At 45.1% G+C, this 24,465-nt stretch carries 27 protein-coding genes, 1 pseudogene and 1 riboswitch; of the genes and pseudogenes, 23 read left to right on the forward strand and 5 right to left on the reverse strand.

Annotation, left to right across the window (positions count from 1 at the left end; all coding sequences use genetic code 11):
• Window positions 1-136: 136 nt before the first annotated feature.
• The 4 genes from L1028_RS23095 (at window position 137) to L1028_RS23110 (ending at window position 4,666) form a co-directional block, all read left to right on the forward strand.
• Complete coding sequence (locus tag L1028_RS23095) at window positions 137-808, forward strand: hypothetical protein (protein ID WP_234540133.1); 672 nt, start codon at window positions 137-139, stop codon at window positions 806-808.
• Window positions 809-847: 39 nt separating this feature from the next.
• The gene (locus L1028_RS23100) at window positions 848-1,249 is read left to right on the forward strand and encodes a hypothetical protein (protein ID WP_234540135.1); all 402 of its coding nucleotides are present in this window, start codon (window positions 848-850) and stop codon (window positions 1,247-1,249) included.
• Between the two features lie 130 nt (window positions 1,250-1,379).
• Window positions 1,380-4,208, forward strand: coding sequence for a glycoside hydrolase family 3 protein (locus L1028_RS23105; protein ID WP_234540140.1), 2,829 nt, complete (start codon window positions 1,380-1,382; stop codon window positions 4,206-4,208).
• A 41-nt stretch (window positions 4,209-4,249) separates the two neighbouring features.
• Entirely contained in the window at window positions 4,250-4,666 is a 417-nt protein-coding gene (locus tag L1028_RS23110) for an HIT family protein (RefSeq protein WP_234540144.1), read from the forward strand.
• Window positions 4,667-4,732: 66 nt separating this feature from the next.
• On the opposite strand, the gene L1028_RS23115 is transcribed toward L1028_RS23110, so the two are convergent.
• Window positions 4,733-5,074, reverse strand: coding sequence for a hypothetical protein (locus tag L1028_RS23115; protein ID WP_234540147.1), 342 nt, complete (start codon window positions 5,072-5,074; stop codon window positions 4,733-4,735).
• Window positions 5,075-5,273: 199 nt separating this feature from the next.
• Window positions 5,274-5,382, forward strand: a riboswitch (guanidine-I (ykkC/yxkD leader).
• An 86-nt stretch (window positions 5,383-5,468) separates the two neighbouring features.
• Between L1028_RS23115 and L1028_RS23120 the strand changes: the two genes are divergently transcribed.
• The 3 genes from L1028_RS23120 to L1028_RS23130 all read left to right on the forward strand — a co-directional run bounded on the left by L1028_RS23120 (window position 5,469) and on the right by L1028_RS23130 (window position 7,162).
• A complete protein-coding gene (locus L1028_RS23120; RefSeq protein WP_234540150.1) occupies window positions 5,469-5,813 on the forward strand; it encodes a DMT family transporter in 345 nt (114 codons plus the stop codon).
• Complete coding sequence (locus L1028_RS23125; RefSeq protein WP_042125359.1) at window positions 5,814-6,128, forward strand: DMT family transporter; 315 nt, start codon at window positions 5,814-5,816, stop codon at window positions 6,126-6,128. It abuts the gene before it with no gap.
• Window positions 6,129-6,262: 134 nt separating this feature from the next.
• Window positions 6,263-7,162, forward strand: a complete 900-nt coding sequence (locus tag L1028_RS23130; RefSeq protein ID WP_279306907.1) for an aldo/keto reductase — start codon at window positions 6,263-6,265, stop codon at window positions 7,160-7,162.
• Between the two features lie 79 nt (window positions 7,163-7,241).
• On the opposite strand, the gene L1028_RS23135 is transcribed toward L1028_RS23130, so the two are convergent.
• Entirely contained in the window at window positions 7,242-8,315 is a 1,074-nt protein-coding gene (locus L1028_RS23135) for a M42 family metallopeptidase (protein ID WP_042185952.1), read from the reverse strand.
• Window positions 8,316-8,863: 548 nt separating this feature from the next.
• On the opposite strand from L1028_RS23135, the gene spoVAC reads away from it, so the two are divergent.
• The 15 genes from spoVAC to L1028_RS23210 all read left to right on the forward strand — a co-directional run bounded on the left by spoVAC (window position 8,864) and on the right by L1028_RS23210 (window position 21,698).
• Window positions 8,864-9,367 carry a stage V sporulation protein AC gene (gene spoVAC / locus L1028_RS23140; protein WP_234540154.1) on the forward strand — a complete coding sequence of 168 codons (504 nt, stop codon included), beginning with the start codon at window positions 8,864-8,866 and terminating at the stop codon, window positions 9,365-9,367.
• Entirely contained in the window at window positions 9,364-10,395 is a 1,032-nt protein-coding gene (gene spoVAD / locus L1028_RS23145) for a stage V sporulation protein AD (protein ID WP_234540157.1), read from the forward strand. The genes spoVAC and spoVAD overlap by 4 nt, the downstream gene beginning before the upstream one ends.
• A 2-nt stretch (window positions 10,396-10,397) precedes the next feature.
• The gene (gene spoVAE, locus L1028_RS23150; RefSeq protein WP_036675923.1) at window positions 10,398-10,748 is read left to right on the forward strand and encodes a stage V sporulation protein AE; all 351 of its coding nucleotides are present in this window, start codon (window positions 10,398-10,400) and stop codon (window positions 10,746-10,748) included.
• 193 nt (window positions 10,749-10,941) lie between these two features.
• Window positions 10,942-11,898 (forward strand): AAA family ATPase, encoded by a 957-nt coding sequence (locus L1028_RS23155; protein WP_234540161.1) that lies wholly within the window; start codon window positions 10,942-10,944, stop codon window positions 11,896-11,898.
• A gap of 1 nt (window position 11,899) precedes the next feature.
• Window positions 11,900-13,147, forward strand: coding sequence for a DUF58 domain-containing protein (locus L1028_RS23160; protein WP_234540163.1), 1,248 nt, complete (start codon window positions 11,900-11,902; stop codon window positions 13,145-13,147).
• 1 nt (window position 13,148) lies between these two features.
• Complete coding sequence (locus L1028_RS23165) at window positions 13,149-15,383, forward strand: DUF4129 domain-containing transglutaminase family protein (RefSeq protein ID WP_234540165.1); 2,235 nt, start codon at window positions 13,149-13,151, stop codon at window positions 15,381-15,383.
• An 88-nt stretch (window positions 15,384-15,471) separates the two neighbouring features.
• The gene (locus L1028_RS23170; protein ID WP_234540236.1) at window positions 15,472-15,993 is read left to right on the forward strand and encodes a YqeG family HAD IIIA-type phosphatase; all 522 of its coding nucleotides are present in this window, start codon (window positions 15,472-15,474) and stop codon (window positions 15,991-15,993) included.
• 2 nt (window positions 15,994-15,995) lie between these two features.
• Complete coding sequence (yqeH, locus tag L1028_RS23175) at window positions 15,996-17,123, forward strand: ribosome biogenesis GTPase YqeH (protein ID WP_234540168.1); 1,128 nt, start codon at window positions 15,996-15,998, stop codon at window positions 17,121-17,123.
• Between the two features lie 16 nt (window positions 17,124-17,139).
• Window positions 17,140-18,015, forward strand: coding sequence for a shikimate dehydrogenase (gene aroE, locus L1028_RS23180; RefSeq protein ID WP_279306908.1), 876 nt, complete (start codon window positions 17,140-17,142; stop codon window positions 18,013-18,015).
• Between the two features lie 57 nt (window positions 18,016-18,072).
• Complete coding sequence (yhbY, locus tag L1028_RS23185; RefSeq protein WP_042125377.1) at window positions 18,073-18,366, forward strand: ribosome assembly RNA-binding protein YhbY; 294 nt, start codon at window positions 18,073-18,075, stop codon at window positions 18,364-18,366.
• A 34-nt stretch (window positions 18,367-18,400) separates the two neighbouring features.
• On the forward strand, window positions 18,401-19,003 hold the full coding sequence (locus L1028_RS23190) for a nicotinate-nucleotide adenylyltransferase (protein WP_234540170.1): 603 nt from the start codon (window positions 18,401-18,403) through the stop codon (window positions 19,001-19,003).
• Complete coding sequence (gene yqeK, locus L1028_RS23195) at window positions 18,975-19,553, forward strand: bis(5'-nucleosyl)-tetraphosphatase (symmetrical) YqeK (protein ID WP_234540172.1); 579 nt, start codon at window positions 18,975-18,977, stop codon at window positions 19,551-19,553. Before L1028_RS23190 ends, yqeK begins: the two co-directional genes overlap by 29 nt.
• On the forward strand, window positions 19,550-19,897 hold the full coding sequence (gene rsfS / locus L1028_RS23200; RefSeq protein WP_042185972.1) for a ribosome silencing factor: 348 nt from the start codon (window positions 19,550-19,552) through the stop codon (window positions 19,895-19,897). The genes yqeK and rsfS overlap by 4 nt, the downstream gene beginning before the upstream one ends.
• Window positions 19,894-20,814, forward strand: a complete 921-nt coding sequence (locus L1028_RS23205; protein ID WP_042185974.1) for a CvfB family protein — start codon at window positions 19,894-19,896, stop codon at window positions 20,812-20,814. Before rsfS ends, L1028_RS23205 begins: the two co-directional genes overlap by 4 nt.
• Window positions 20,815-20,927: 113 nt before the next feature.
• On the forward strand, window positions 20,928-21,698 hold the full coding sequence (locus L1028_RS23210) for a class I SAM-dependent DNA methyltransferase (protein ID WP_234540174.1): 771 nt from the start codon (window positions 20,928-20,930) through the stop codon (window positions 21,696-21,698).
• A 184-nt stretch (window positions 21,699-21,882) separates the two neighbouring features.
• Here L1028_RS23210 and L1028_RS23215 read toward each other — a convergent pair whose 3' ends face one another.
• Together L1028_RS23215 and L1028_RS23220 are read right to left on the reverse strand one after the other, a co-directional pair.
• Window positions 21,883-22,041 (reverse strand): asparagine synthase, encoded by a 159-nt coding sequence (locus tag L1028_RS23215; RefSeq protein ID WP_234540176.1) that lies wholly within the window; start codon window positions 22,039-22,041, stop codon window positions 21,883-21,885.
• Window positions 22,042-22,159: 118 nt separating this feature from the next.
• Window positions 22,160-23,128 carry an ArsR/SmtB family transcription factor gene (locus L1028_RS23220; protein ID WP_234540178.1) on the reverse strand — a complete coding sequence of 323 codons (969 nt, stop codon included), beginning with the start codon at window positions 23,126-23,128 and terminating at the stop codon, window positions 22,160-22,162.
• Between the two features lie 312 nt (window positions 23,129-23,440).
• Here L1028_RS23220 and L1028_RS23225 point away from each other — a divergent pair.
• Window positions 23,441-23,827: pseudogene (locus tag L1028_RS23225) on the forward strand (family 43 glycosylhydrolase); the annotation flags it as partial.
• 93 nt (window positions 23,828-23,920) lie between these two features.
• Here L1028_RS23225 and L1028_RS23230 read toward each other — a convergent pair.
• Window positions 23,921-24,448, reverse strand: a complete 528-nt coding sequence (locus L1028_RS23230) for a hypothetical protein (RefSeq protein ID WP_234540180.1) — start codon at window positions 24,446-24,448, stop codon at window positions 23,921-23,923.
• Window positions 24,449-24,465: the final 17 nt, after the last annotated feature.

Genomic DNA, 24,465 nt, shown 5'->3' on the forward strand with positions numbered 1-24,465 from the left:
CTTAAAACGTTATTGTAATCTGCATGCCCATGAGTGACGGACATCGGAAAGCCGTATGAGGGAAAACCTCACGTACGGTTTGATGAGGAGGGGCTGAATTTGTTCAGCCTTTTACTCTAGAGAAGGAGGGTGACGTATGGGATTTACGGAGGAGCATCGTAAGTGGGTGGAGGATCATATTAGGCGAAGAGCGGGAGAACGGCGGGGGAGGTTGGAGCGGGGACACGGGCATGGTGAACGGATGTTTTTGGAGAAGGTATGGTGGCCGATGATGGGGCATTTCAATGACCTTCATCCTGAATATGAAGTGTTAGATTGGCGTAGCAAGCCCTACTTTGTTGATTTTGTGTGGAAGCCTGGACAGGTTAAGTTTGCGTTTGAAGTTAAAGGCTATGGCCCGCATGTGCAAAACACAGACCGAACGCGCTACAGACAGGAGTTGAATCGTGAGACTTATCTGCAAATCGCGGGTTATCGGGTGGTGGCGATTCCTTATGATGATCTGGATTCGAGTCCTGAACTTACGATTACTTTGCTTAGATCCTTGTTGATGCCATACCTCACAATAGAAGAGAAAGAAGAGTTTAGCCGACTGGAGCGTGATATTTTGCGGATTGCTGTGCGTTCGAATGGCTGCATCCGGCCGGTTGATTTGGTGAGGGAGCTTGGGATTCATCCGCGTACGGCTAGAAAAGGGTTGAGTGCTCTCTGTGAAAAAGGGAAGTTCAGTCCCGTAACTTCAGAGGAGAGTGGCATAGTTTGTAGATATGAATATATCCATTCCTTCAAGAATTTTCAGCTATGGTGAGCTAACTAAAATGCCTCGGATATCGCCCAAAAGACCAGAATGGGGCGAAAGGAAGGCAAAAATGCCTTGGATATCGCCCAAAAGGCCAGAATGGGGCGAAAGGAAGGCAAAAATGCCTCTGATGCCGCCCAAAAGGCCAGAATGGAGCGAAAGGAAGGCAAAAATGCCTCGGATGCCGCCCAAAAGGCCAGAATGGAGCGAAAGGAAGGCAAAAATGCCTCGGATATCGCCCAAAAGACCGGAATTGGGCGAAAGGAAGGCAAAAATGCCTCGGATATCGCCCAAAAGACCGGAATTGGGCGAAAGGAAGGCAAAAATGCCTCGGATACCATTCCCGAGCCAATCTGCCTCCCCATTCTCATCCGCATCTCACTTCACCAAGGGAAACTGGGCGAGCGTGGCACCCCAAAAATCTCTAATTTTGACCTGATTTTCACTTAGATTGTTAAGGTGTTACTTATCGGGCTAATCTTCTATGATTATGTTGATAGACCAGATTTGTGTTAGACACAGACAATTACCTCGAGAACATATGAAACCGCTATCAACTTGAATCGAAGGAGCGATTTTGATGGAAACAGTGACATCTAAATATCTATTTCAACAGATTGATTTACCCTTAAATGACCGAGTGCAGGATTTGATCTCCAGATTAACGCTTGATGAAAAAGTAAGCCTGATCCCCCAGTATCAAGCTGCCATAGAGCGTTTGGGCGTTGGAGCCTATAAGCACGGTACAGAAGCGGCACACGGAATCTCCTGGCTTGGAAAAGCGACCTCTTTTCCTCAGCCAAGCGGACTGGCTTGTACTTGGAATCCAGAGCTAATGAAGGAAATCGGCTCGGCCGTTGGAGATGAAGCAAGAGCATTTTACAAAAAGAATCCAACGGTGAATGGCCTGACGTTATGGGCACCAACGGTGGATATGGAGCGTGATCCACGATGGGGTAGAACGGAAGAAGCCTATGGTGAAGATCCGGAATTAACTGGACAACTCAGTACATCTCTTGTACTAGGAATCCAAGGTGATCACCCCGTGTATTTGAAAGCGGTCGCAACGCTTAAACACTTCCTAGGGAACAACAACGAGATCGAACGCGGAAATTGTTCTGCCAGCATCGATCCGAGAAATATGCGTGAGTATTATTTGGAAGCATTTAAGCCTGCTTTTCAAGAAGGTGGCGCACAGTCTATGATGACCGCCTATAACTCCGTGAATGGCGTACCTGTTATTCTTCACCCAGCAGTGATGGGTGTGGTCAAAGGTGAATGGGACATGGACGGTTTTATCGTCAGTGATGCCGGAGATTTATTCGGGATTGTGAAGGACCATGAATATTATGAATCCTTTGCACAGTCGATGGCGGAATCTATTAAAAACGGAATTGACAGCGTAACAGAAGAAACCGAGGAGACGATCAAGGTTCTTCATGAAGCACTAGACCAAGGCCTACTGGCAGAGGAAGATCTGGATCGTGCACTAACTAACACATTTAGAGTTCGTTTCCGTCTGGGAGAGTTTGACCCCGCTGAAGGTAATCCATACGCAGCAATCGACGATTCCGTAATTCTTACCAAAAAGCATGCCGAACTTTCCTTGGAAGCTGCCAAACAATCCATTGTGCTGCTGAAGAATGATCAGGCAACATTGCCACTGAGCAAGACTGAATTAAACAAAGTGGCGATTATTGGTCCACTTGGCGATGAAGCTTTCAGAGACTGGTATTCCGGCACATTACCTTATGGAGTGACCCCGCTGCAGGGTGTTAGCAAAAAGATGCCTGGTAAACATGTTACTTTTGAGAGTGGCGCAGATCAGATCATTCTTACTTCAGCTGCAAACGGCCAAGCCATCGGAATCACGGGTGAGGACGGAAGGCTGGCTGTACAACATGACATAGCAGAGCACGGAGAATTGTTCCAACATACAGCTTGGGGCTGGACCAGCAATACGCTGAAGGCGACAAGTCGTGGACAGTATGTAACTTTAAGCGAAGCGGAGACACTTACAGCATCTGCTGATGAAATCTACGGCTGGTTTGTAAAAGAATCCCTGAACATTGTCCCGGAAGCTGAGGGTAAAGTCTCTTTGCGGACTTGGAATGACAAATTGATCTCTGTGAATGCTGAGGATGGCACACTGCGGGTTGCAGATCAGGACGCAAGTGCGGACGCTCATCTTTTCAAAAAGAATATCATTACAAACGGACTAGACGCCGCGGTAGAAGCTGCCAAAGCTGCTGAAGTAGCAGTGGTTTTTGTCGGTAACCATCCACTCCTTAACGGAAAAGAAGAAATCGACAGACCTGATATTGTGCTTCCGGAGGAGCAGGAGCGCCTGGTCAAAGCAGTCTATGAAGCGAATCCGAATACAGTGGTAGTTATTGTCGGCAGTTACCCGATTTCTTCCACTTGGATTGACGAGAATATCCCGGCAGTTCTGTATACTTCCCACAGTGGACAAGAGCTGGGCAATGCGGTTGCAGAAGTGTTGTTCGGAGATTACAGTCCTTCCGGCAAGCTGAATATGACTTGGTTCCGTTCTGTAGAGCAGCTGCCTGAACTAATGGATTATGATATTATCAAAGGTAAAAGAACCTATATGTACTTTGACGGCGAGCCATTGTATCCTTTTGGTCACGGTCTAAGTTACGCTGAAGTGACTTATAAGGATCTAAATTTGAGCACTAAGGAACTTCAGCAAGATGATCCACTTAACATTTCCGTTCGAGTAGATAATATAGGGGCAGTTGATGGGGACGAGGTTGTTCAGCTATATGTGCAGGCTTTGAATTCCCGAGTCAAACGTCCGATTAAACAATTAAAGGGTTTTGTAAAAGCAAGCATAGCCGCAGGTCAATCGCATACAGTAGAGTTTGCATTACCAGTTACAGAGTTCGCATTCTGGGATGTCACACGTGAGCAATATTGCGTCGAAAATGGAGAGTACGCGCTTCTGATCGGCCGTTCTTCTGCTGATATTAAGTTGTCCTCAATAGTAAAGGTTAAAGGGGACATTATACCTTCCCGGAATTTATATAACAACACCAAAGCAGAGAACTATGATGACTACGAAGGCGTATATCTGGACGAATGCAAAGCAGGCGGGGCTTCGGTACATCCGGTAAAAGAGGGCGCTTGGATCGCTTTTAATGACGTATTGTTCGATCATGGAGCAGTAGCAATTGAAGCTCTGGTCTCCTCCGCAAAAGGTGGCAGCATTGAGATCAGAACTGGAAGCGCAGCTGGGAAACTGGTTGGAACCGTGACAGTCCCTTCTGGTGGAGTTCTGCAACAGTGGAGCACACTGACTGGCGAAGTATCCGTGGAGCCTGGTACTACCGATGTTTATGTAGTCTTTAACGGTGAGGTGCTTCTCAGCCGGTTTCAATTTAATTAATAATAAAGATGACCTTTGATTATGGGATGGAGTGTGCGAATATGGAGTGCTTGGGATGTCGGATTGCAAACGGAATTGAGCCTAACGTAAAAGTAGTATATGAGAATGAATTTATAACTTGTGTGCTAGATATCGCTCCGTTTAACGAAGGGCATATTCTGATCCTTCCTAAAAAGCATTACCTGGATCTCGAAGAAATCGATTCAGAGACTTCCTATGCGATAATGGACGGGTCGAAGAGGTTATCGGCTGTTCTGAAGACTTTGTTCAAACCAGATGGCATACGCATATGCCAAGACGGTGGGAAGTTTAACGATTTGACTCATTACCATATGCATATCATCCCTAGATACGAAGGCGATGGATTTGTTTGGAGTGAACCACTACACTCGCACGGTGCTGAGAAATTTTTAAGTCACACGCAAGCAAAGATTCTTGATGTATTAAAAGGTCTATAAACATAAAAAGGGCATTCCTGAAGCAATATCAGGGATGCCCTTTTCCTTTTATTATAGAGTAACGCTCTAATCACATCCGCCACCGCCACAGGAATCTCCTCCGCCGAAATCTCCCCCGCCACTGTGTCCGCTATCCCCACCCCAGCTATGACCGCTGTCATGTCCGGAATGGTGATGGGATTCGCTCCCGTGATGGTGTTGATGGTGATGTTGATGTTGGTGATTAGAATGATTCGGATTATTTGGATCCAGCAGATCTGGATGGCTAGCTGCCATAAAAGACATGCTGGCGGCGTCATCTCGTCTATTTCTTTCAAATCGGTTGCTGTTCGAGTTTGAACCATTACGAACTACGGATTGTACGATTATAAATACTATAACACCAATAAACAGTATCCCAAAGACCATTATCGATCGCCCTCTCAGTTGTTCATTATAAGCTGTATTTTCTTAAATTGTACCATAATATTGAATAAATGGATTTAAAGAAATGGAATTAACGCTTAGCTTCAACCTCTCTTCATAGTTGCTATGAGTTTGCTCTTTTTTTATTTAGAAAAGGTTGATTTTATCATCCAGATTTGCTACCATACGATGTAACTTAATAGTTATTGTTTTCTAGGGTTCCGCAGCTGGTGCACAGCTGGTCTGGTCCGAGGGAAAACGCACGAACAGCATCGTTCGTGTCTACACGGAGGGATAAAAGCCCGGGAGGTATCGCCATATATGGCGACGACCTTCCGGGCTTATTTGTTTGTTTCGTGGGCAATTATAAAGTTAGTGAATTGAAGGAGGGCTTGGAATGAAGAACAATTCAGAGTGGTTAAAGGTAGTTGGTGCAGCTGTTTTCGAGGTCATGTGGGTCATCGGCTTAAAACATGCCGCCACGATGTGGGAGTGGCTGATAACTGTGGTAGCTATAATAATAAGCTTTTATGTGATGATTTCAGCGAGTACCAAATTGCCGGTCGGCACGGTATATTCCGTGTTTGTTGGTCTAGGAACTGCAGGGACAGTAGTTGCGGACATGGTTTTATTCGGAGAACCGTTCAAGTTGATGAAGCTGGTTCTAGTGGTTATTTTGCTGGCAGGCGTTATAGGATTGAAAATGGTGACCAAAGAAGCCGAAGTAAAGGGGGCGTCTTAAATGGCATGGGTATTTCTGGTCGTTGCTGGTTTATTTGAAATGTTTGGAGTAGCTATGATTAATAGGTTGAATAAACACCGAAATTTCCTGTCGTTCGCGCTGCTCTTTCTTGGTTTTGGAGCAAGCTTTCTGTTCCTGTCTTTAGCTATGAAGAGTCTGCCGATGGGAACAGCTTATGCGGTATGGACGGGGATCGGTGCATCCGGCGGAGCGATTCTGGGGATGATATTGTATGGAGAGGCCAAAGACTGGCGCCGGATCGTCTGTATTATTATGATTCTGGGGGCTGCTGTGGGACTAAAGCTGATAGCTTAGTTAGGTATTCATTCTTTACTTTTTCTCTTCAAAAGAGAGATTAGTTATAAATTGGACACGATTCAGATGTTTAGAAAGGTTCTTATAGGTCGTATAAAGTAAGTATACAATACTTCAATAAGGGGATTTTTAATATGACTAAGGATTCAATCGAACATTTGGCTGAAATCGCAAGAATGAACCAATCTAACCGCATGCTGCTTCCGGATGGAACGTCACTTCCCAGAATTGGGCAGGGAACTTGGAATATGGGTGACGACGCTTCCCGTAGGGAGGAAGAGATTGCTGCCCTGCGATTAGGCGTGGAACTAGGCATGGATTTAATAGATACGGCTGAGATGTATGGGGACGGACGCTCAGAGCTTTTAGTAGGTGAGGCTATCCAAGGCCTTCGGGATCAAGTTTACTTGGTGTCAAAAGTCTATCCACATCATGCCGGGAATGAGCAACTTATCCGCAGCTGTGGAGAAAGTTTGAAACGCCTGAATACGGATCATCTGGATCTTTACTTGCTGCATTGGCGGGGAGATATTCCACTAGAAGAGACTGTTGTAGGTATGGAGAAACTAGTCTCTCAAGGAAAAATAGCAAGATGGGGTGTATCCAATTTCGATGTCGACGATATGAAAGAGCTGCTTGGTATTGCTGGGGGAACTCATTGTGCAACCAATCAGATTCTATATCATTTAGGGTCCAGAGGAATTGAAACTGAACTTCTCCCATGGCAGAGAAGTCACAAGATCCCGGTAATGGCTTACTCACCGCTTGCTCAAGCAGGTTCACTCCGAAAAGGAGTAATCGAGAGTGAAGTCGTTCAGGAAATCGCCAGTGCGCATCAGGCAACTCCGCTTCAGATTATGCTAGCTTGGACGATGCGTGAAGAGGATGTTATTTCTATCCCAAAAGCTTCTTCTCGTAAGCACGTCATTGAGAATGCCGCTGCAGGCTTGATTACGCTAAGTAATGAAGAAATTTGGAAGCTGGACGAAGCTTTCCCAATACCTTCTTGGAAAGTACCGCTAGATATGATTTAAATCAGTTCTATTCACATAAAAAGAAGCCCTCGATCACTGTAAAAGTGTTTGAGGGCTTCTTCTCTCATTCCTTATGCGATTAGCTGTTCTCAATAATTGTCTGTAGTGTAGTCCGGTCAAGGCCTTCTACCAGCTTGATCAGAAGCTCTTTAGCAGCATCGTAGTCATCACTGTGAATTACTGATGAAGCGGTGTGTATGTAGCGGGAGCATATTCCGATTACTGCGGAAGGAACGCCAATTCCACTAACATGAACCTGACCTGCGTCTGTTCCGCCTTGGGATACAAAATACTGATATTTGATCCGGTGAGTATCCGCTGTATCTTGTACATATTCAATCAGACCGCGATGTGTAACCATCGTAGGATCGAAGATGCGCAGGAGAGCTCCTTTACCCAGATGACCAAATGCTTGGCTGTCACCTGTCATATCGGCAGCAGCGCTCGCGTCCAGACCGAAGAAGATATCCGGTGACAGGAGATTAGCCGCAGTACGCGCGCCCCGCAGACCTACTTCCTCTTGTACAGTGGCACCAGCGAAAACGGTATTCGGCAGCTTTTTACCGTGCAATGCTTTAACTAGTTCAATGGCGAGACCTACGCCGTAACGGTTGTCCCAAGCTTTCGCCAAGATTTTTTTGGGATTAGCAAGGGGGGTAAAAGGACAAATCGGCAGAACTTGTTGGCCTGGTCTAACGCCAAAGCTTTCTGCTTCTTCACGGCTGTCTGCACCGATATCAATATACATTTTGCTGATTTCGCCAGTCTTACCACGTTCTTCGTTGCTTAGCAAATGGATAGGCGTACTGCCAACAACTCCGGTCAGCGTTCCTTTAGGTGTAATGATATGTAGGCGCTGGGATGCAACAGCAGAGGCAAGCCAGCCGCCAAGTGGTTGAAAACGGATCATTCCGGTGTTAGTAATTCCAGTTACCATGAAACCTACTTCGTCAAAATGCCCGGCGACCATAATCTTTGGCCCGTTCTCTTCGCCGCGCAGTACGCCGAACAAACTTCCGAGACGATCTTGTACGAACTCTTCAGTATAAGGAGTCATAGCATCCTTGACGTAAGCGCGGAGTTCGCGTTCAAATCCTGGGGCTGAGGGAAATTCGGTAAGTGTTTTGAACATGTCCAATGTTTCTTGATTCATATGAATTCACTCCTTTATTAAAATATAAGAACATATTTATACATCATTCTTATATTTCTACGAGAAACGGATGTTATCCATAATGGACGGCATCGTTATTTCTTCCTGCAACCTAGTATGAACATTCTGGGCTCACTTGTCCATGACAAGAGACAATGAACACCGGGCACGAGCTCCACGAATACTATACATTAGAGGCTTTGGTGGCAGGAGCCTTAGAAAGGATGCGAAGATGAATGAGGGTAGCGGGTAGCGTACCCCCAAGAAGGGTGCAGGTAGGATTATCAAGTAGGAGCCTACAAGGAAACGGAACGCGCAGACGATACTGGCGCCACAATCCAAGGGAAAGAGAAGCAGTGCTTATTTTTGTGCTCTTTTTATTGCTGATTGTTGTGTTACTGTATTTTTCCTGAACTGGAGGGACATAACGAAGCGGAGGATGGCAAACAATAAGGAAAACTTCTAAGCGAAGAACAACTTAAGGGGCTTAAAAGTGAGTACTATGATGCTTGTCAGCCCCCTTCGCCTAACTTTCAGGAGGTGCCTCAATGCCGGCTAAAACTAAGAAATCAGGTGTCAAGCTGAAACTTGACACCCTGACTCCACAAGATTATGAGAAATTGTCCAAGCCTTTTGTTCCTGCTAGGCCCGTATTCAAAAACTGCTTACGAGCGTTTATTGCTGGCGGCATAATCTGCGTTATTGGACAAGGGATTCAGGAGGCTTTTATGGCAATCTTCGATATGACCTCCAAAGAAGCTGCCAGTCCGACAGTCGCGGTGATGATCCTGCTCTCCGTAATTCTGACCAGCTTTGGCGTGTACGACAAAATGGCTCAATGGGCTGGTGCAGGAACTGCAGTCCCAGTGACCGGGTTCGCAAACAGTATGTGCTCTGCAGCTCTAGAGCATCGCGCTGAGGGCCTTGTACTTGGTGTAGGCGGCAATATGTTTAAGCTTGCGGGTTCAGTCATCGTATTTGGTGCCGTCGCTGCTTTCATCATTGGTATCGTCTATCTCTTTTTGGGCGTAGACGGAGGTGCACATACATGAAACAGCTTGGTAGTCAGACCTGGGAGTTCACGAACCGTCCCGTTATTTTAGGTTCTTCCGCTGTAGTAGGGCCAGAAGAGGGAGAAGGTCCTTTAGCTGCAGACTTTGATTTTATATTTGATACGCTGGAAATGGATGAGAAGACATGGGAGAAGGCGGAGCGCGCTCTTTTCGAGAAGGCTTCCCTGCTGGCTCTGATAAATGCAAATATCGATAAAGAAAAGCTGGAGTTCTTTGTCGGCGGAGATTTGATGAACCAGATTATCAGCAGCTCTTTCGCGGCAAGAAAATTGGGTGTGCCTTACCTCGGGGTCTTTGGTGCTTGCTCTACCTCTATGGAGAGCCTTGCGATTGCCTCAATGATCGTTGATTCTGGAGGCGGTAAGTATGCGCTAGCGGGAACATCCAGCCATAACTGTACAGTAGAGAAGCAGTTTCGTTATCCAACGGAATATGGTTCACAGAAACCCCCAACGGCGCAATATACAGTTACAGGCTCGGGCTGTGCTGTAGTGGGTCAAAATGACGGCTCTGGTACCCATCCAGTCGTGGTGTCAGCCACACTTGGACGTATTATGGATCTTGGTTTGACAGATCCTTTTAATATGGGGACGGCTATGGCACCTGCGGCGGCGGATACAATCACTGCCCATTTTCGGGATACAGGTCTATCGCCCGGGCACTATGATTTAATTGTTACGGGCGACCTGGCATCCGTGGGGTTACCTATAGCCAAAACCCTGTTGGCCAAAGAGGGAATTCCTATGGAGCAAACTACTTTTGATGATTGTGGTCTGCTTATCTACGACTTGGAGAAACAAAAATATGTGATCGCTGGAGGAAGTGGCTGCGGGTGCTCAGCGGTTGTAACCTATGGTCATATCCTTAAGCGTCTAAAAAAAGGTCAGCTTAAACGAGTGCTAATAGTGGCAACGGGTGCACTTTTATCACCTTTGTCTTATCAACAGGGAGAGAGTATTCCATGTGTTGCTCATGCCGTAGCCATAGAGAGTGGAGGTGAAGCATAATGATGATTTACTTATGGGCTTTTCTGATTGGAGGAGCCATTTGCGTTATAGGGCAGCTGATGTTCGATGTATTGAAGCTGACACCTGCACATACGATGAGTACCTTAGTTGTAGCTGGAGCGATTGCTGATGCTTTTGGTATCTACGACCCACTTGTGAAATTTGCGGGTGCTGGGGCAACCATTCCAATTACAAGTTTTGGGAACTCCTTGGTTCATGGGGCATTAACGGAGCTGGAGCGGGATGGCTGGATCGGTGTAGTTACGGGTATTTTTGATATTACAAGTGCGGGCATTTCGTCAGCTATTGTGTTCTCCTTTTTGGCAGCCTTAGTTGTACGGCCGAAGGGGTAAAATTGATGCTACATGAAAAGGTTGTCGTCAGAAAAAGACGGCAATCTTTTTTTTGTTATTTTATTAATTGTAGGATGTTTCATCTTATGGTTTTTTTTGTATCCTCACTTCGTGATCTTCAACAATGTACTTTGGGTCCTCTAATCATGTAAAATATAAATAATACTGCTTATTCTGGCTAGGAGGATTATATATGCCCGTACGTCAAGAATCGATGCACACCATGAATGCTGTACGCACTAATTTGGAATCCTGCATACTTGGAAAATCATTTGAAATACAATTATTGTTAACCGCTCTGCTTGCTGGTGGTCATGTATTGATCGAGGATGTACCGGGAACAGGAAAAACCCAGCTAATACGCGCACTTTCAAGATCAATGTCCGGTGAATATCGCCGGATTCAGTGTAATCCAGATATACTCCCGAGTGATATTACAGGTGTATCTGTCTATCATCCTAGGGATGAGATGTTTCATTTCCGGCCTGGTCCGGTGATGACGAATATTTTGCTAGCCGATGAAATTAACCGTGCTACTACGAAGACACAATCCGCACTTCTGGAAGTGATGGAGGAACGAAATGTTACCGTAGATGGAGAAACGTATCCACTTCCTCATCCTTTCATGTTATGCGCTACCCAGAATCCGATAGACTTTGAGGGAACCTATACACTGCCTGAAGCCCAATTAGATCGATTCATGCTGAGAATTAGCCTTGGATATCCTGATGCAGCGACGGAGAAAAATTTATTGCTGAGCCATCAGGAAGGCCAACCGGTGGACAGGCTTTCGCCAGTAACAAGCATGGAACAAATTGCAAGGATTCAGGAAGAAATTCGCGACATCTTCATGAGCGATCCTGTGCTGAATTACTTGTTAGATATTGTGCGGCAGACAAGAGAACATCCACTTGTAATGCTGGGTGCAAGTCCGCGTGCCTCACTATCCTTTATGATGGCATGTAAAGCTTATGCCTTTTTGCAAGGACGAGATTACGTTTTGCCTGATGACGTGAAGATCCTTACTCCATTTGCCTTGGGTCATCGTATATTGCTGCGTCCAGAGTCGCGCCTAGATAATATTAGTGTAGAATCTTTGCTTCAAAAGCTTCTGCAGAGCATTCATGTGCCTGTTACGATGAGGCAATGATATGAGACGTTATTTGTCGTCGGTTGCAGCCATCATTCAGCCATCTAAACTTGCAAGCATCCTTGTAATTTGGAGCATTACACTCTTATATGTACTTTTTCAGGGCGGGAAAACTGCATTTATGTTGTTTATCATGGTCTCTGTACTTATTGCATATTTGATTGCTGGAGGTTTAGGAGGCGTTCGGCGAGCTAAGGGCACACGCAGTCTTTATTCTGAACAAGACAAGGGGGATTTGCTCTCTGCCGGAGGGCATCTTCGTGTAAAATTAAAGGTTACAATTCCCGGGATTTTGCCCTTGCCTTACGTTGTTGTAAGGGAGGTTCTTAAGCGGCATAATGGAGAATCGTGGGTATTTGAAGAAAGTGTGATCCCAAGCCTCAGAGGCATTGGAGAACTAAAGTTTCAGACACCAGCCTTAGAGCGTGGAACTTACATGTTCTCTAATACAGATATTATCAGCCAAGATATATTTGGGCTTGTCGAGCATAAGGGGACATTTTTATCGGAAGGACAATTTCAGGTTTTGCCTCGTGCGATCTACGTTCCGCGCTGGCAGTTATATGAGAGAAAGTCCCGGCTATCTGGGCCGCAGACATCCGTTGTTCAATCTCGCCGTGAAACCACACAGATTAATGGCGTCCGTGACTATGTATATGGTGATCGCTTGACGCGAATTCACTGGAACGCTACTGCTAAGACAGGCTCTTGGAAATCCAAAGAGTTTGAGCATGAGTCGATTCCCAAAACCATTCTAGTTCTTGACGGAAGCACATCAGCTTATATGAATACAAATCAATTCGAACTAGCAGTTTCGGTGACGGCATCACTCCTCGGCTTCGGCATTCGAGAGAGAATTGGAATTGGTCTGTGTTGTTTGGATAAGACGACGAAGGTGTTCGCACCCGTTGAAGGTGCTGCTGAGCGTCAGAAGATGATTCAATATTTAATCGATCTAAACGCTGAGGGGCGAGGTCCGCTTATCTCCCGGTTGGAAAAAGGATACCGTATGTTTCCTAAGGGCTCTTACTTCGTGTTAATTAGTCCACAGCGTGGACAGCCTGTACTTGATGCACTACGCTGGGCTGACAGCAGAGGAATGACTGCTTCTCACATTCATGTGCGAAATTCCGCAGAGATAAATAGTAGTGGTAACGATTGGATAGACGTCCTTAGGTCTCGTGGAATAACCGGTTATGGTATTAGCTCGCTTCAAGAGCTTCCCTCCGTGTTAGGAGGGGAAGGATGATATGAGAACCTGGTGGAATCAGATAAAATTCTCTTGGCACCGTTCCGTCGGCCTATTTTGGCTATTGATTATTGCACAGCAGTGGATTTCTTATACGGAACCCATCTGGTTAAATCAAACCACTGCTTCTGTATGGGCTGCCCTATTAACGATTACCGTCATTGAGATTTTTATCCCTGTTAAAGTTCAATTCAGACTGATTATGGAAGCAGTAGCTATTATCTATATCGTTTACCGCATCATTTCTAATGATGGAATTTATGTTCCTGATCCATGGGCTACGACCCTTCTGGATAAGCTCCAAGATATTAGTGTGTATATGGTCCCGTATATCTGGTTTGCTCTTGGTGCCTCTGCCTTGCTGTTGCTGTCGTCTTGGTGGGTATCCTCGAAGAAGCGTATCTTATGGTTTATAGGAATGAACATTGTAGCGCTGGCAGCTCTTGATTCCTTTACATCTATTGTATTGTGGCAGGAAGTGGCTTGGACGGTATTTGCGGGTATGGGATGGCTTGTCAGCCAGCACCTGAGAAGTTTTCAGCTACATTATCCGCGTGGATGGGTACATTTGCTGGAATATCCCTCGAAAATAGTCATGAATATCGTAATCGTCTTCTCTCTGGTTATTTTAATCGGTGTGAATATGCCGGATGTAAGGCCTACTTTGACGGATCCTTATACGGCGTGGCAAGAGTGGAATGGAATTGGGAAGTCTTCTGGTAAGAGTACAACTGGAACAACGAATTCCAATACGGGCTCAAGTTCCTCGGTTAACAATACTTCGTCTGGCTATAGTCTGAATGATGACAACCTGGGCGGGGGCTTTAACTTCGATTATACCCCGGTGATGACAGTGGTTTCAGATTTACGTGTTTATATGCGAGGAGAAACTCGTAGAGTCTATTCTGGAAGTGGATGGTCGGATAAGGATCGATTGAAGCGAGGACCTATAGAAGAGGTGGAGACGGGGAAATCCCTGGAGCAAAGTGTGGCTTCTAAGGTCACTACCCGCACATTGAAGCAGACGGTTAAAGTGCTTAACAATAATGAATTTCCAGTGTTATTCGGTGCTTATTCTGTAACTTCGGTGGATTCATTGAATGGTGAGGCAGCCGAGGGGCTTTTCTGGAGAGATCGTGATAGTGAGCTTCTATGGGATTTGGATGGGAAGAAACTCGACTATCCTTCGACCTTTGTGCTGACTTCTGAAGTTCCCGTCATTCCTGTTCAGGAATTGACAGCAAAGACCTATGAGGAGCTATACAAAAGTAATGATCTGGAGGAAAGCTTTCTTCAGTTGCCTGATGACTTCCCTCAACGGGTCAAAGATCTGGCCGAGGAAATTACAGCACAAGGAAAAACACCGTATGAAAAAACAGCACTTTTGCAACAATACTTACAACAAACCTTTCCCTATACCAACAAGCCGGATATAGCACGTGTTTCAAGTGAGGATTTTGTAGATGGATTTTTATTCGAGCTGAAGGAAGGTTACTGTGATTATTATTCTACGGCACTAGTCACTATGGCACGTTCCCTAAACATTCCTGCAAGATGGGTTAAGGGTTATGCACCTGGAGAACAGCCGGAATTGCCTATGAATCTGGCGCAGCAGGTGGGTGCGGCAAATAACAATTACACGATTACCAATGCAGATGCCCATTCCTGGGCAGAGGTCTATTTTGGTGAGTATGGTTGGATTCCTGTTGAAGCTACACCGGGGTTTAATGCTCCTCTACTGACTAAGAATGAGCAAATACCTGAGACAGATCCGGAAGATCAAGATGAAACGGCAGAACCTACACCTGCACCTGTAACTAATGCACAAGCAGATCAAGGCTTCCATGTGGGTTTATGGGTAATTTTGGCGGCAGTGGTTATATTATTATCCTGGTCTATTTTTAAAGTTTGGCATATTCGCTTTAAGCTTCGCTTCTTCGTTCAACAGATGCGAATGGGCCGGCCTTTAACGCCTGATCAGAAAGTTGTGGCTGAAACTGAGCGTTGGGTAAGGTATTTGCATCGTAAGGGAATGATGAAGGAAGAGCATGAAACATTGCGTGAAGCCGTAGTCCGTTGGAGTCAGGAACGACCTGCTGTGGCCAATCATCTTTCTTCACTGCTAACGATGTTTGAACAAGCGAAGTATAGCCCTGATGTTATTGAAGACAAAGACTGGCAGAGCGTGTATACTGAAGCTTTGCGGCTGCGGAGAACGATAAGATCCAAGAAATAGCGTTCATGCAGTAAATCATTGCTATAGATTTATTTGCGTAGCGCATGTAGTATGTTATAGTTTTTTGTATGAAATCGAGGTGAACGTATTGTTTGAAATGTTAGTTCCCAAACTCCGGGTGAATACGGTATTCGATATTTCTCTAGAAGAGCTGTATCGACAGGGATACCGTGGAATCATTACGGATCTGGATAACACACTGGTCGGTGCCAAAGCGCCTGTGGCTACTCCGGAGCTGTTGTTATGGTTTGAGAAGGTGAAGGAAGTGGGCTTTAAGCTCATCATCGTATCCAATAACAACATGGATCGGGTGTCACGCTTTGCTACACCGCTTAATATTGAATTTGTGCATCAGGCTCGTAAACCGAGTAATGCTCCTTTTCTCAAAGCGATGAAGCAGATGGAGTTGCCACCGGAGCAGACGATTGTGGTGGGAGACCAAATGCTTACAGATGTATACGGCGGCAATCGGCTTGGCCTGTATACCGTATTGGTTCTGCCAATCTCCGTTAAGGATGAAGGGTTCGGCACAAGATTTAATCGCCGGGTAGAGCGAATTGCTCTGACACGGCTTCGTAAAAAAGGATTGTGGCACGAGGAGGATAAATAGTAATGAACGAACAAAGTGAAACACAGCGTCCTGAGAAGTGTAGCGGTTGTGGCATCAAGCTTCAGACGGAGCATAAGGATCAACCAGGATACCTTCCGGAAGTCGCATTAGATCGGGACCCTGTGATTTGCCAACGCTGTTTCCGGATTAAGAATTATAACGAGGCTTCATCTGTTTCTGTGAACCAGGATGAATTTCTTCGCTTGCTGAGTGGAGTAGGGGAGAAAAATGCACTTGTTATTCATATTGTTGACATTTTCGATTTTGAAGGCAGTTTGATTTCCGGCCTTCAGCGGTTTGTCGGTAATAACCCAGTTATTCTTGCAGTGAATAAATGTGATCTGCTACCTAAGGTTACGAACTGGAATAAACTGCGTAACTGGATGCAACAACGCTGTAAAGAAGAGGGATTGCGGACAGCTGAAATCGTACTTTGTAGTGCGAAACGTAATCAAGGCTTTGACCGTTTACTGGAAGCCGTAACAGAACTGCGTGGTGGGCGTGATGTTTATGTAGTGGGTGCTACGAATGTAGGGAAATCCACGCTTATTAACCGTTTGATTTCGGACTATAGTGATTTGGAGCAGGAGTTAACCACTTCGCGTTACCCTGGTACAACACTCGATACGGTCAAAATCCCACTAGACGATGGCCACTATATTATAGATACGCCAGGGATCGTGTATCCATGGCGTTATAGTGAACTAGTTGAGCGTCAGGATCTGGATGCAGTTATGCCGGCTAATCCGTTGAAGCCTGCTGTCTATCAGTTGAATGAAGGACAGACGCTATTCTTCGGTGGACTGGGACGTTTTGATTTCGTGCAAGGTCCCCATCAATCGTTCACTTGCTTTATTAGTGGTACTCTAAAAATCCATCGCACCAAACTGGAACGAGCAGATTCCCTTTATGCGGACCATCGTGGTGAAATGTTGTCTCCTCCAGGAAGTGACCGGATGGACAAGCTGCCCCCATGGCAACGGCATGAGTTCCGAATTAATAAAGGCAGTCGGAGCGATCTATATATTTCAGGTTTGGGCTGGATTAAGGTCAACGGGACAGAAGGCGCAGTCGTGGCTATCCACGTTCCGCGTGGTGTGAAGGTGCTTACCCGCCCTTCGATGATCTAACGGGGAGGCTATTACAGTGTCTTTGATAACTGCAACCGAGGGCTACAATACCGGGAATATTTTACTGGGCGTAATGGGAGATCCTATTATACAATCAAAATCTCCAATTATGCATGAAGCAGCACTGCAAGCACTGGGAATTCCGGGTTCTTACGTGCCGCTTCATATCCTTCCAGAGAATCTGGAGGATGCAGTGCAAGCGATTCGCACGCTTGGATTCCGTGGGGTAAATGTGACGATTCCGCATAAGGTTGCGGTGATGGCTTATGTGGATCTATTAGATGAAAGTGCGGTAGCCGTTGGTGCAGTCAATACGATTGTTAATAATAACGGGATACTCACCGGATATAATACGGATGGAATCGGTTATGTACGTTCGCTTAAAGCGGAAGCCATTTCTGATTTGTCAGGTACGAAGATAATGGTGATTGGAGCCGGTGGAGCAGCAAGAGGAATTGTTGCCGCACTGCTTCAGGAGAAGCCTTCTTCTATCCTTATCGCTAATCGCAGTGTTGATAAGGCACAGGAATTGGCTGCGGAGTGCCAGAGCAAAGGGAATGTGATTGGGATTAGCATGAACGAAGTAGCCGAAATGCTAGATGGTGTTGATGTACTAATCAATACAACCTCCGTAGGAATGTATCCTCATATGGATGAGACACCTATAGATCCTGAACTGCTTCGTACAGGGATGGTCGTAAGTGATCTGATTTATAATCCACTGCGCACGCGTCTATTGTTAGAAGGACTTGAACGAGGCTGTACGATTCATGGAGGCCTCGGGATGTTTGTCTATCAAGGGGCTTATGCACTGGAGTATTGGACAGGGCAGCCTGCTCCTACGGAAATCATGCGACAGACCATACTCCATTGTCTGGGTGGAAAAGAGTAAGAAATGGATTCATCATTTTAGGGTAATAATATATGTTAATTAAGGAGTTATTCATTTATGTTAACTGGAAAACAAACACGGTATCTTCGTTCATTGGCGCATCACCTTGACCCTATTTTTCAAGTGGGCAAAGGTGGAGTAAACGATCACCTCGTACGCCACATTGAAGAAGCTATTGAGAAGCGTGAGCTTATGAAGATTAGTATACTGAGCAACAATATTGAGAATCCCAAGGAAATCGGTGCGCTACTTGCCGAACAATCGGGTTCTGAGCTTGTACAAGTGATCGGAAAGACCATTGTCTTGTACAAAGAATCACGTGATAACAAAACCATTGAGCTGCCACGCTAATACCTGAAAGCATACTACTGAGGAGGTCGTCCTCTTGAAAGTTGGAATTATGGGAGGTACCTTTGATCCACTTCATATTGGTCATATGATGGCAGCGGAAGCAGCTAGAGAAACTTATGGACTTCAAGAAGTATGGTTTATGCCTTCACATATTCCGCCTCATAAACATGAGGCTGGGGTATCTGGAGCAGATCGGCTGGCAATGGTGCAGGAAGCGATACACAATCATGAAGCTTTTCGCACATTAGATTGGGAAGTTGTCAGAGGTGGTGTATCCTATACGTATGAGACCATAAGACGGCTGCAAGAGGCGTATCCGCACTTCGATCTTTATTTCATCATCGGAGCGGATATGGTCCAGTATTTACCGAAATGGAACGAGATTGAAGAGCTTGTGCAGCGGCTTACATTTATCGGCGTAGGTCGTCCGGGAACATCTCTTGATCTAGACGCATTGCCAACCTATATAGCAGAAAAGGTACTACTAGCAGATATGCCTCTGGTTGATATTTCGTCAACAATGTTAAGAGAACGGGCTGCAACTGGCAAATCCATTCGTTATATGGTACCTGAGGCAGTGTTCGATTATGTTCAAAGGAGTGGATTGTATGGCATACAGCCGCGAAGCTCTGATTGAGGCGGTCTCGACACAAATGCCTGCTAAGCGATGGAAGCATACACTGGGCGTCATGGAGTCATCCATTCAACTAGCGGAGCAATACGGCGCTGATCCTGAGCGTGCGGAGACAGCGGCAATTCTGCATGATGTGGCCAAGTATTGGCCTGTGGAGAGAATGAAGGAGATTATCGAGCAGAATCATCTGAACTTGAATCTTCTGAAGCATGACAAGCAGCTGTGGCATTCGGAAGTAGGTGCCTATGTAGCAGAGCAAGATTATGGGATCACGGATCCAGATATTCTTAATGCGATCCGTTTTCATACCTCAGGTCGTGAAGACATGAGTTTACTTGAGAAAATTGTCTGTCTCGCCGACTATATCGAGCCTGGCCGCGATTTTCCAGGGGTTGATAAGATACGTAAGCTGGCAAAAGTAAGTTTGGAAGATGGACTAGTCGCCGGATTTGATTCTACGATTAGTTTGCTACTGGAAAAACGCCGGGTGATCTTTCCGTTAACGGTACTGGCGCGTAATGATTTAGTTAGAATATTGGAGGATAAAATATGAGTGTACAACCAAGCAAGCTGTTAGAACTGGCCCTTAAGGCTGTGGAAGATAAAAAAGCAATGAACGTAGTGGCATTAGATCTGCGTACAGTTTCACCGATTAGTGATTACTTTGTTGTATGTCACGGTAATTCGGATACCCAAGTTCAGTCCATCGCTACCGAAGTCCGCAAAGTGGTCCATGAAGCAGGCGGCGTAATTAAGGGGATCGAAGGAATGGATTCAGCACGTTGGGTGCTGATGGATCTCGGAGATGTTATCGTTCATATTTTCCACCGCGATGAACGTGAATACTACAATATTGAGCGTCTGTGGTCGGATGCGAAGGTAGTGGAGACTGTATGAGCCTGATTGCAGGAACTACAGTTACACTTAATGTAGTAAGAGAGGTATCCCCATACGGATTTTTCCTGAATGCAGGAGATCAGGATGTTATGTTGCATTATACAGAGCTTACCGAGAAGGTTAAGACAGGCGATAAAGTAGAAGTCTTCATCTTCTTTGATACCGAGGATCGTCTAGCGGCAACGATGAAGAAACCGTTTCTAACATTGGGGGAAATGGCCTTATTGGAAGTGGCTGATATCCATCCGCGTCTAGGTTGCTTCTTGGAAATGGGTCTAGGACGGCAGCTGCTGCTGCCCATTCGTGAGCTTCCAGAGCTTCCAGAGCTGCGCCCTCAGATCGGAGACTATGTGTATGCGATTATGGAGCATGATAAACAGGGGCGTCTTCGCGCTAAATTAGCTGGAGAACAGGAACTAGCTCCGCTAGCTCTTCCTGCGCCTGAATCCTGGATGGGACAGACTGTGACAGCCCGGGTGTACAAACCGCTGCAGATGGGGACTTTTGTTCTTGTAGATGCTGGGGTTTTAGGCTTTGGTATTATCGGTATGGTCCACTCCTCTGAACGGAGTCGTCTACTACGACTTGGAGAGCAGTTCGAAGCACGTGTCTCCCATATTCGCGAAGATGGTCGTGTTAACCTTTCTATGGGTCTCCGTAAAGAAGTAGGCATGGATGTAGACTCTGCCACGATTTTGGAATTCTTGCATGCCCGTCCGGGTGGAGCGATGCCTTATTCGGATGCAACACCACCGGATATTATTAAGCAGCGTTTCGGAATTAGCAAATCAGCTTTTAAGCGTGCGCTTGGAAAGCTGATGAAGGAAGGCCATATTACTCAAAAAGAGAATTGGACTTATCTTGCTCCTAAGGAAGAGGAAGGTTCAACCGAGGGAAATGAAGAAACAACTGAATAATTTTAAATATAAGGATAAAGTATAAGTTTCACACTATACTTTATCCTTATATTTCTCGTTTAAATGCCAATAACAGAATCATATTAAATGTTGTAATAGAAAGCGGTGTACCAGTGTCTTCCTATGGGAAATTTGCTTATGTATACGATGAGCTCATGGCAGATATGCCGTATCCTGATTGGATCTCCTTTGCTGAAACCGCATGGAGCAAATACGGTAAGCCTGTAACCGTGGCTGAGCTTGGCTGCGGCACCGGGAGTATCACTATTCCTTTGGCGGGTTCAGGATATCATATGACCGGAATCGATCTATCTTCAGACATGCTCTCAGTGGCACAGCGCAAAATGGAGGAGCATCCCCAGGGACGGCGCTTTTTGCGCGAAGGTAGTGTTCGTTGGATCAGACAAAACATGAAGGAATGGGAGCTTCCAGAGCTTGTAGATTCTGTGATTTCTTTCTGTGACTGTCTGAACTATGTACTGGAAGAAGACGATGTCAGAGCTGTCTTTGCTAGTACCTTTGCAGGTCTGAAGCAAGGCGGCACCTTTCTGTTCGATGTGCATCATCCGAACACACTGATCCGTTATGAAGAAGAGCAGCCCTTTATTCTGGACGAACCGTCGGTGTCCTATATTTGGACTTGTGAGATGGATGTTCCACGCCGCGAAATAGAACATCATCTGTCCATTTTCGCTCGCGAAGAGGGACGGAGTGATGTATATCGTCGTTTCGAAGAAACGCATGTTCAGCGTGCCTACGATCCCCAGTGGATGAAGGATGAACTGTTTAAGGCTGGATTTAGTGATGTGAAGACTTACGCCGATTTCGAATGGATAGAGGCGGATGATGATGCGGAACGTTTGTTTTATATTGCTATAAAATAAATATTCAACAATGCTAAGAAGGGCTGTCCTATAAGCTATGAAAATAGCTCATGAGACAGCCCTTCTTTTTGTGAGCTCGGTTGCAGAGCAGAGGGAGAATAGGGTTGCCGCTATTGGCCTTAAAAATGCCTATATAAATCAAAAAAACCGGGCAGTGTTTCCGCCACCCGGCATCTTCCAATCCTTACCGATGCTCAAACAGATCAATGGCACCCAATACGATATGAGCCAGACCAAATCCAAGTACGCCTGTTGCTGCCATCTTATACTTGCTTCCAAGAAAAGCGGCGCTTGAAGCGGTTACGACGGTTCCAAGAACAGCGGGAATTAGACCTTCGCGCATTCGAAACACTCCTTCTCGGTGGTTTGGGAGACAAGGTTATTATGAGTCAAACTCAAAAAAATATACAAAGCGAAAGAAGACCTTAGACCAGTTATTGCTGGTGCTAAGGTCTTTTTGTTTAGGAATTATTTTGCTCTGATAAGGTAACGGCAGTACGAGAAGCGCCAATTTCTACTTCATGTACATCATATAGTACTCTCGCGAGTAAATCCTGGCTATAGTTGCCAAAATGTTTGCCGTAAATAGTGAGCCCGCGTTTGTTTACAGGCTTGTCCGTTACGGCTATCCGGAAAGTAAGCTCGCTCTTGTAATCAAGCTGGATGTCATCCAGGGTCACGTCAGAAATCCGGCAACCGTCAATAAAGCTTCCTTCATTATTAATACGGATCAGTTTGAGCATACCGTATTGGTTTAAATGTGGTGGCCACCAGTCTGGATTAAACGTTCCACGGGTGTCTCCGAAATCTCCAGGACTAGTCCAGTAGCCGATTTCAATTCCATTTAAGTAGAAATAAAGATCGGAGGGATAGTTATCGTTAGATCCAGGGGCCTCAGAGCCAATCTCCATCGAGAATTGGATTTCGCGGAACGTTTGATTGGCTTTAAGATAGTTTGGAATTCTATATTCGAGAAAGCCTTCAGCCATCCAAATGATCTCAGATTCAATCCGCTGAGGATCAGCGAAATAACGGGGCTCGTCGAAGTCGCCGATAATGCTGTCTTTGGTAGCAAGTCCGCAGGTCGGAAAAGCCTGATAGTTGCTATAATGTCCTACTTGAATTTCTACTTCGTAGAGATTATCAACATCCTTGCTGCGAAGATCAACAATAAGCTTATCCTTATTTAAATAGCAGACCTTCTGAATACCGTGTTTACCTACGGATGTGTTTATCTCGATGAGACCGCTTTCTTCTAACTTTTTAATATGCATCGTGATTGCACCATTGCTGAGATTCAGCTTCTTGGCAATTTCATTCAGATTCAGTGCTTGATTGGTAGCTAAAAGTTCGAGTATGAGGATTCTAATTTCAGAACTAAGCGCCTTGAATATTTCAAGACCGCCCATTAAATCTTTAATATAGATCAATTTATCAATACCTTCTTCCAAATGGTCATAAATGAATACTGTTTCATGAAATTATAAACTAATATAGCATATAAATAAAGCATCCTTCCTTATTTTGTATAATGATAAAAATAAGGGGAGATTTTTCCCTTTTTTTTGCATTTAATCTAATTTAATTTAAAAATTAATGAAACTAATTCACGAATAAGATGGATTTTAATTAGAATCATGTTACTTTCACTATTTATTTTATAAAAGTATTAAAAGGTTTAAATAAATATATTTACAAGCCTTTTTGTCTATGCTATTTTTATAGAAAGTATTAGAAAAGGAGTTGGATACAAAGTAAACGAAGGCGCAGCAGTACTGAAAGGAAATGGTCGTATCTTTATCAGCTTCTCGTCGAGTGCTACCGACTTCAATTATTGCATGGGACTATTAGTAGCGGATGAAGACAGCGATCTTCTTGAGGCAGCTTCATGGACTAAACTACCAAATCCTGTATTCCAAATGAATGAAGAAAATGGAAAATTCGGTCCAGGCCATAATAGCTTTACCGTCAATGAAAGTGGGGAAGATGTGCTTATCTACCACTGCCGCAATTATAAAGAAATTACAGGCGATCCACTATATGATCCAAACCGTCATACTCGAGCACAGGTCTTCCATTGGAATGAAGATGGCACGCCGAATTTTGGAGCTCCTGTTAAGGATGACTAAAAATAATCCGTTTTGCAAAAAAAAGAGGGTTACCGATAAGCCATGTAAATGGCCGCTGGGTAACCCTCTTTTTCATATGTCATGTGTTGCTGCTTAAGGTATATATTGTTGCACGATGGAAGTGATTACGCCGTCCTGAATCGTAAGGTGATAAGGGAACTGGCTTAGGTCGAAAATATCCGTTTTATTAAATTGATCGATAAATTGCTGTAAGGTGATAGCTTCGTTCCATTGAATGTCTAAGTCCTCAATGTTACCAGTGTGATCAAAGATCTGCATGGTGACTGTTGCGTTATCCGCGATCGGATAGGTTGTCAGTGTATCAACGTCATTAACAATATAATAGCTGTCTGGAGCTCCGCCAATTTCTGCTGCACCTTCTGGGTCTCTTTCAGCAAAGACTCGGTCAGCATCAGCACCCTGATACCAGTTTATTTCATCGGCTGTAATGGAAAGCTTGCCATTCTCGGATTGAATAGTATGGATATATACCGTCTGTTGCTGAGTCTTGCCACTATCTTGCGCATCCACTCGTGTTCCAACGGTACTAGCAGTAGTAATTAGGGAAAGAAACAATAAAACAACAACCGGTAACACATACGCTGACTTTTTCTTAAACATTAGAAATCTCCCCCTTG

It is taken from the genome of Paenibacillus pseudetheri (assembly GCF_924513355.1).
GTDB classification, from domain to species: Bacteria; Bacillota; Bacilli; order Paenibacillales; family Paenibacillaceae; genus Paenibacillus_AQ; species Paenibacillus_AQ pseudetheri.

What these genes read in the sequence shown, in the direction of transcription:
- L1028_RS23165 (WP_234540165.1), top strand. Translation starts at nt 13,149, where the DNA reads ATGAGAACCTGGTGGAATCAGATAAAATTCTCTTGGCACCGTTCCGTC.
- L1028_RS23110 (WP_234540144.1), top strand. Translation starts at nt 4,250, where the DNA reads ATGGAGTGCTTGGGATGTCGGATTGCAAACGGAATTGAGCCTAACGTA.
- L1028_RS23230 (WP_234540180.1), bottom strand. Translation starts at nt 24,448, where the DNA reads ATGTTTAAGAAAAAGTCAGCGTATGTGTTACCGGTTGTTGTTTTATTG.
- yhbY (WP_042125377.1), top strand. Translation starts at nt 18,073, where the DNA reads ATGTTAACTGGAAAACAAACACGGTATCTTCGTTCATTGGCGCATCAC.
- L1028_RS23135 (WP_042185952.1), bottom strand. Translation starts at nt 8,315, where the DNA reads ATGAATCAAGAAACATTGGACATGTTCAAAACACTTACCGAATTTCCC.
- rsfS (WP_042185972.1), top strand. Translation starts at nt 19,550, where the DNA reads ATGAGTGTACAACCAAGCAAGCTGTTAGAACTGGCCCTTAAGGCTGTG.
- L1028_RS23095 (WP_234540133.1), top strand. Translation starts at nt 137, where the DNA reads ATGGGATTTACGGAGGAGCATCGTAAGTGGGTGGAGGATCATATTAGG.
- L1028_RS23130 (WP_279306907.1), top strand. Translation starts at nt 6,263, where the DNA reads ATGACTAAGGATTCAATCGAACATTTGGCTGAAATCGCAAGAATGAAC.
- L1028_RS23100 (WP_234540135.1), top strand. Translation starts at nt 848, where the DNA reads ATGGGGCGAAAGGAAGGCAAAAATGCCTTGGATATCGCCCAAAAGGCC.
- L1028_RS23205 (WP_042185974.1), top strand. Translation starts at nt 19,894, where the DNA reads ATGAGCCTGATTGCAGGAACTACAGTTACACTTAATGTAGTAAGAGAG.
- spoVAE (WP_036675923.1), top strand. Translation starts at nt 10,398, where the DNA reads ATGATTTACTTATGGGCTTTTCTGATTGGAGGAGCCATTTGCGTTATA.
- L1028_RS23120 (WP_234540150.1), top strand. Translation starts at nt 5,469, where the DNA reads ATGAAGAACAATTCAGAGTGGTTAAAGGTAGTTGGTGCAGCTGTTTTC.
- L1028_RS23105 (WP_234540140.1), top strand. Translation starts at nt 1,380, where the DNA reads ATGGAAACAGTGACATCTAAATATCTATTTCAACAGATTGATTTACCC.
- yqeK (WP_234540172.1), top strand. Translation starts at nt 18,975, where the DNA reads ATGGCATACAGCCGCGAAGCTCTGATTGAGGCGGTCTCGACACAAATG.
- L1028_RS23115 (WP_234540147.1), bottom strand. Translation starts at nt 5,074, where the DNA reads ATGGTCTTTGGGATACTGTTTATTGGTGTTATAGTATTTATAATCGTA.
- yqeH (WP_234540168.1), top strand. Translation starts at nt 15,996, where the DNA reads ATGAACGAACAAAGTGAAACACAGCGTCCTGAGAAGTGTAGCGGTTGT.
- spoVAC (WP_234540154.1), top strand. Translation starts at nt 8,864, where the DNA reads ATGCCGGCTAAAACTAAGAAATCAGGTGTCAAGCTGAAACTTGACACC.
- L1028_RS23215 (WP_234540176.1), bottom strand. Translation starts at nt 22,041, where the DNA reads ATGCGCGAAGGTCTAATTCCCGCTGTTCTTGGAACCGTCGTAACCGCT.
- L1028_RS23125 (WP_042125359.1), top strand. Translation starts at nt 5,814, where the DNA reads ATGGCATGGGTATTTCTGGTCGTTGCTGGTTTATTTGAAATGTTTGGA.
- L1028_RS23160 (WP_234540163.1), top strand. Translation starts at nt 11,900, where the DNA reads ATGAGACGTTATTTGTCGTCGGTTGCAGCCATCATTCAGCCATCTAAA.
- spoVAD (WP_234540157.1), top strand. Translation starts at nt 9,364, where the DNA reads ATGAAACAGCTTGGTAGTCAGACCTGGGAGTTCACGAACCGTCCCGTT.
- L1028_RS23155 (WP_234540161.1), top strand. Translation starts at nt 10,942, where the DNA reads ATGCCCGTACGTCAAGAATCGATGCACACCATGAATGCTGTACGCACT.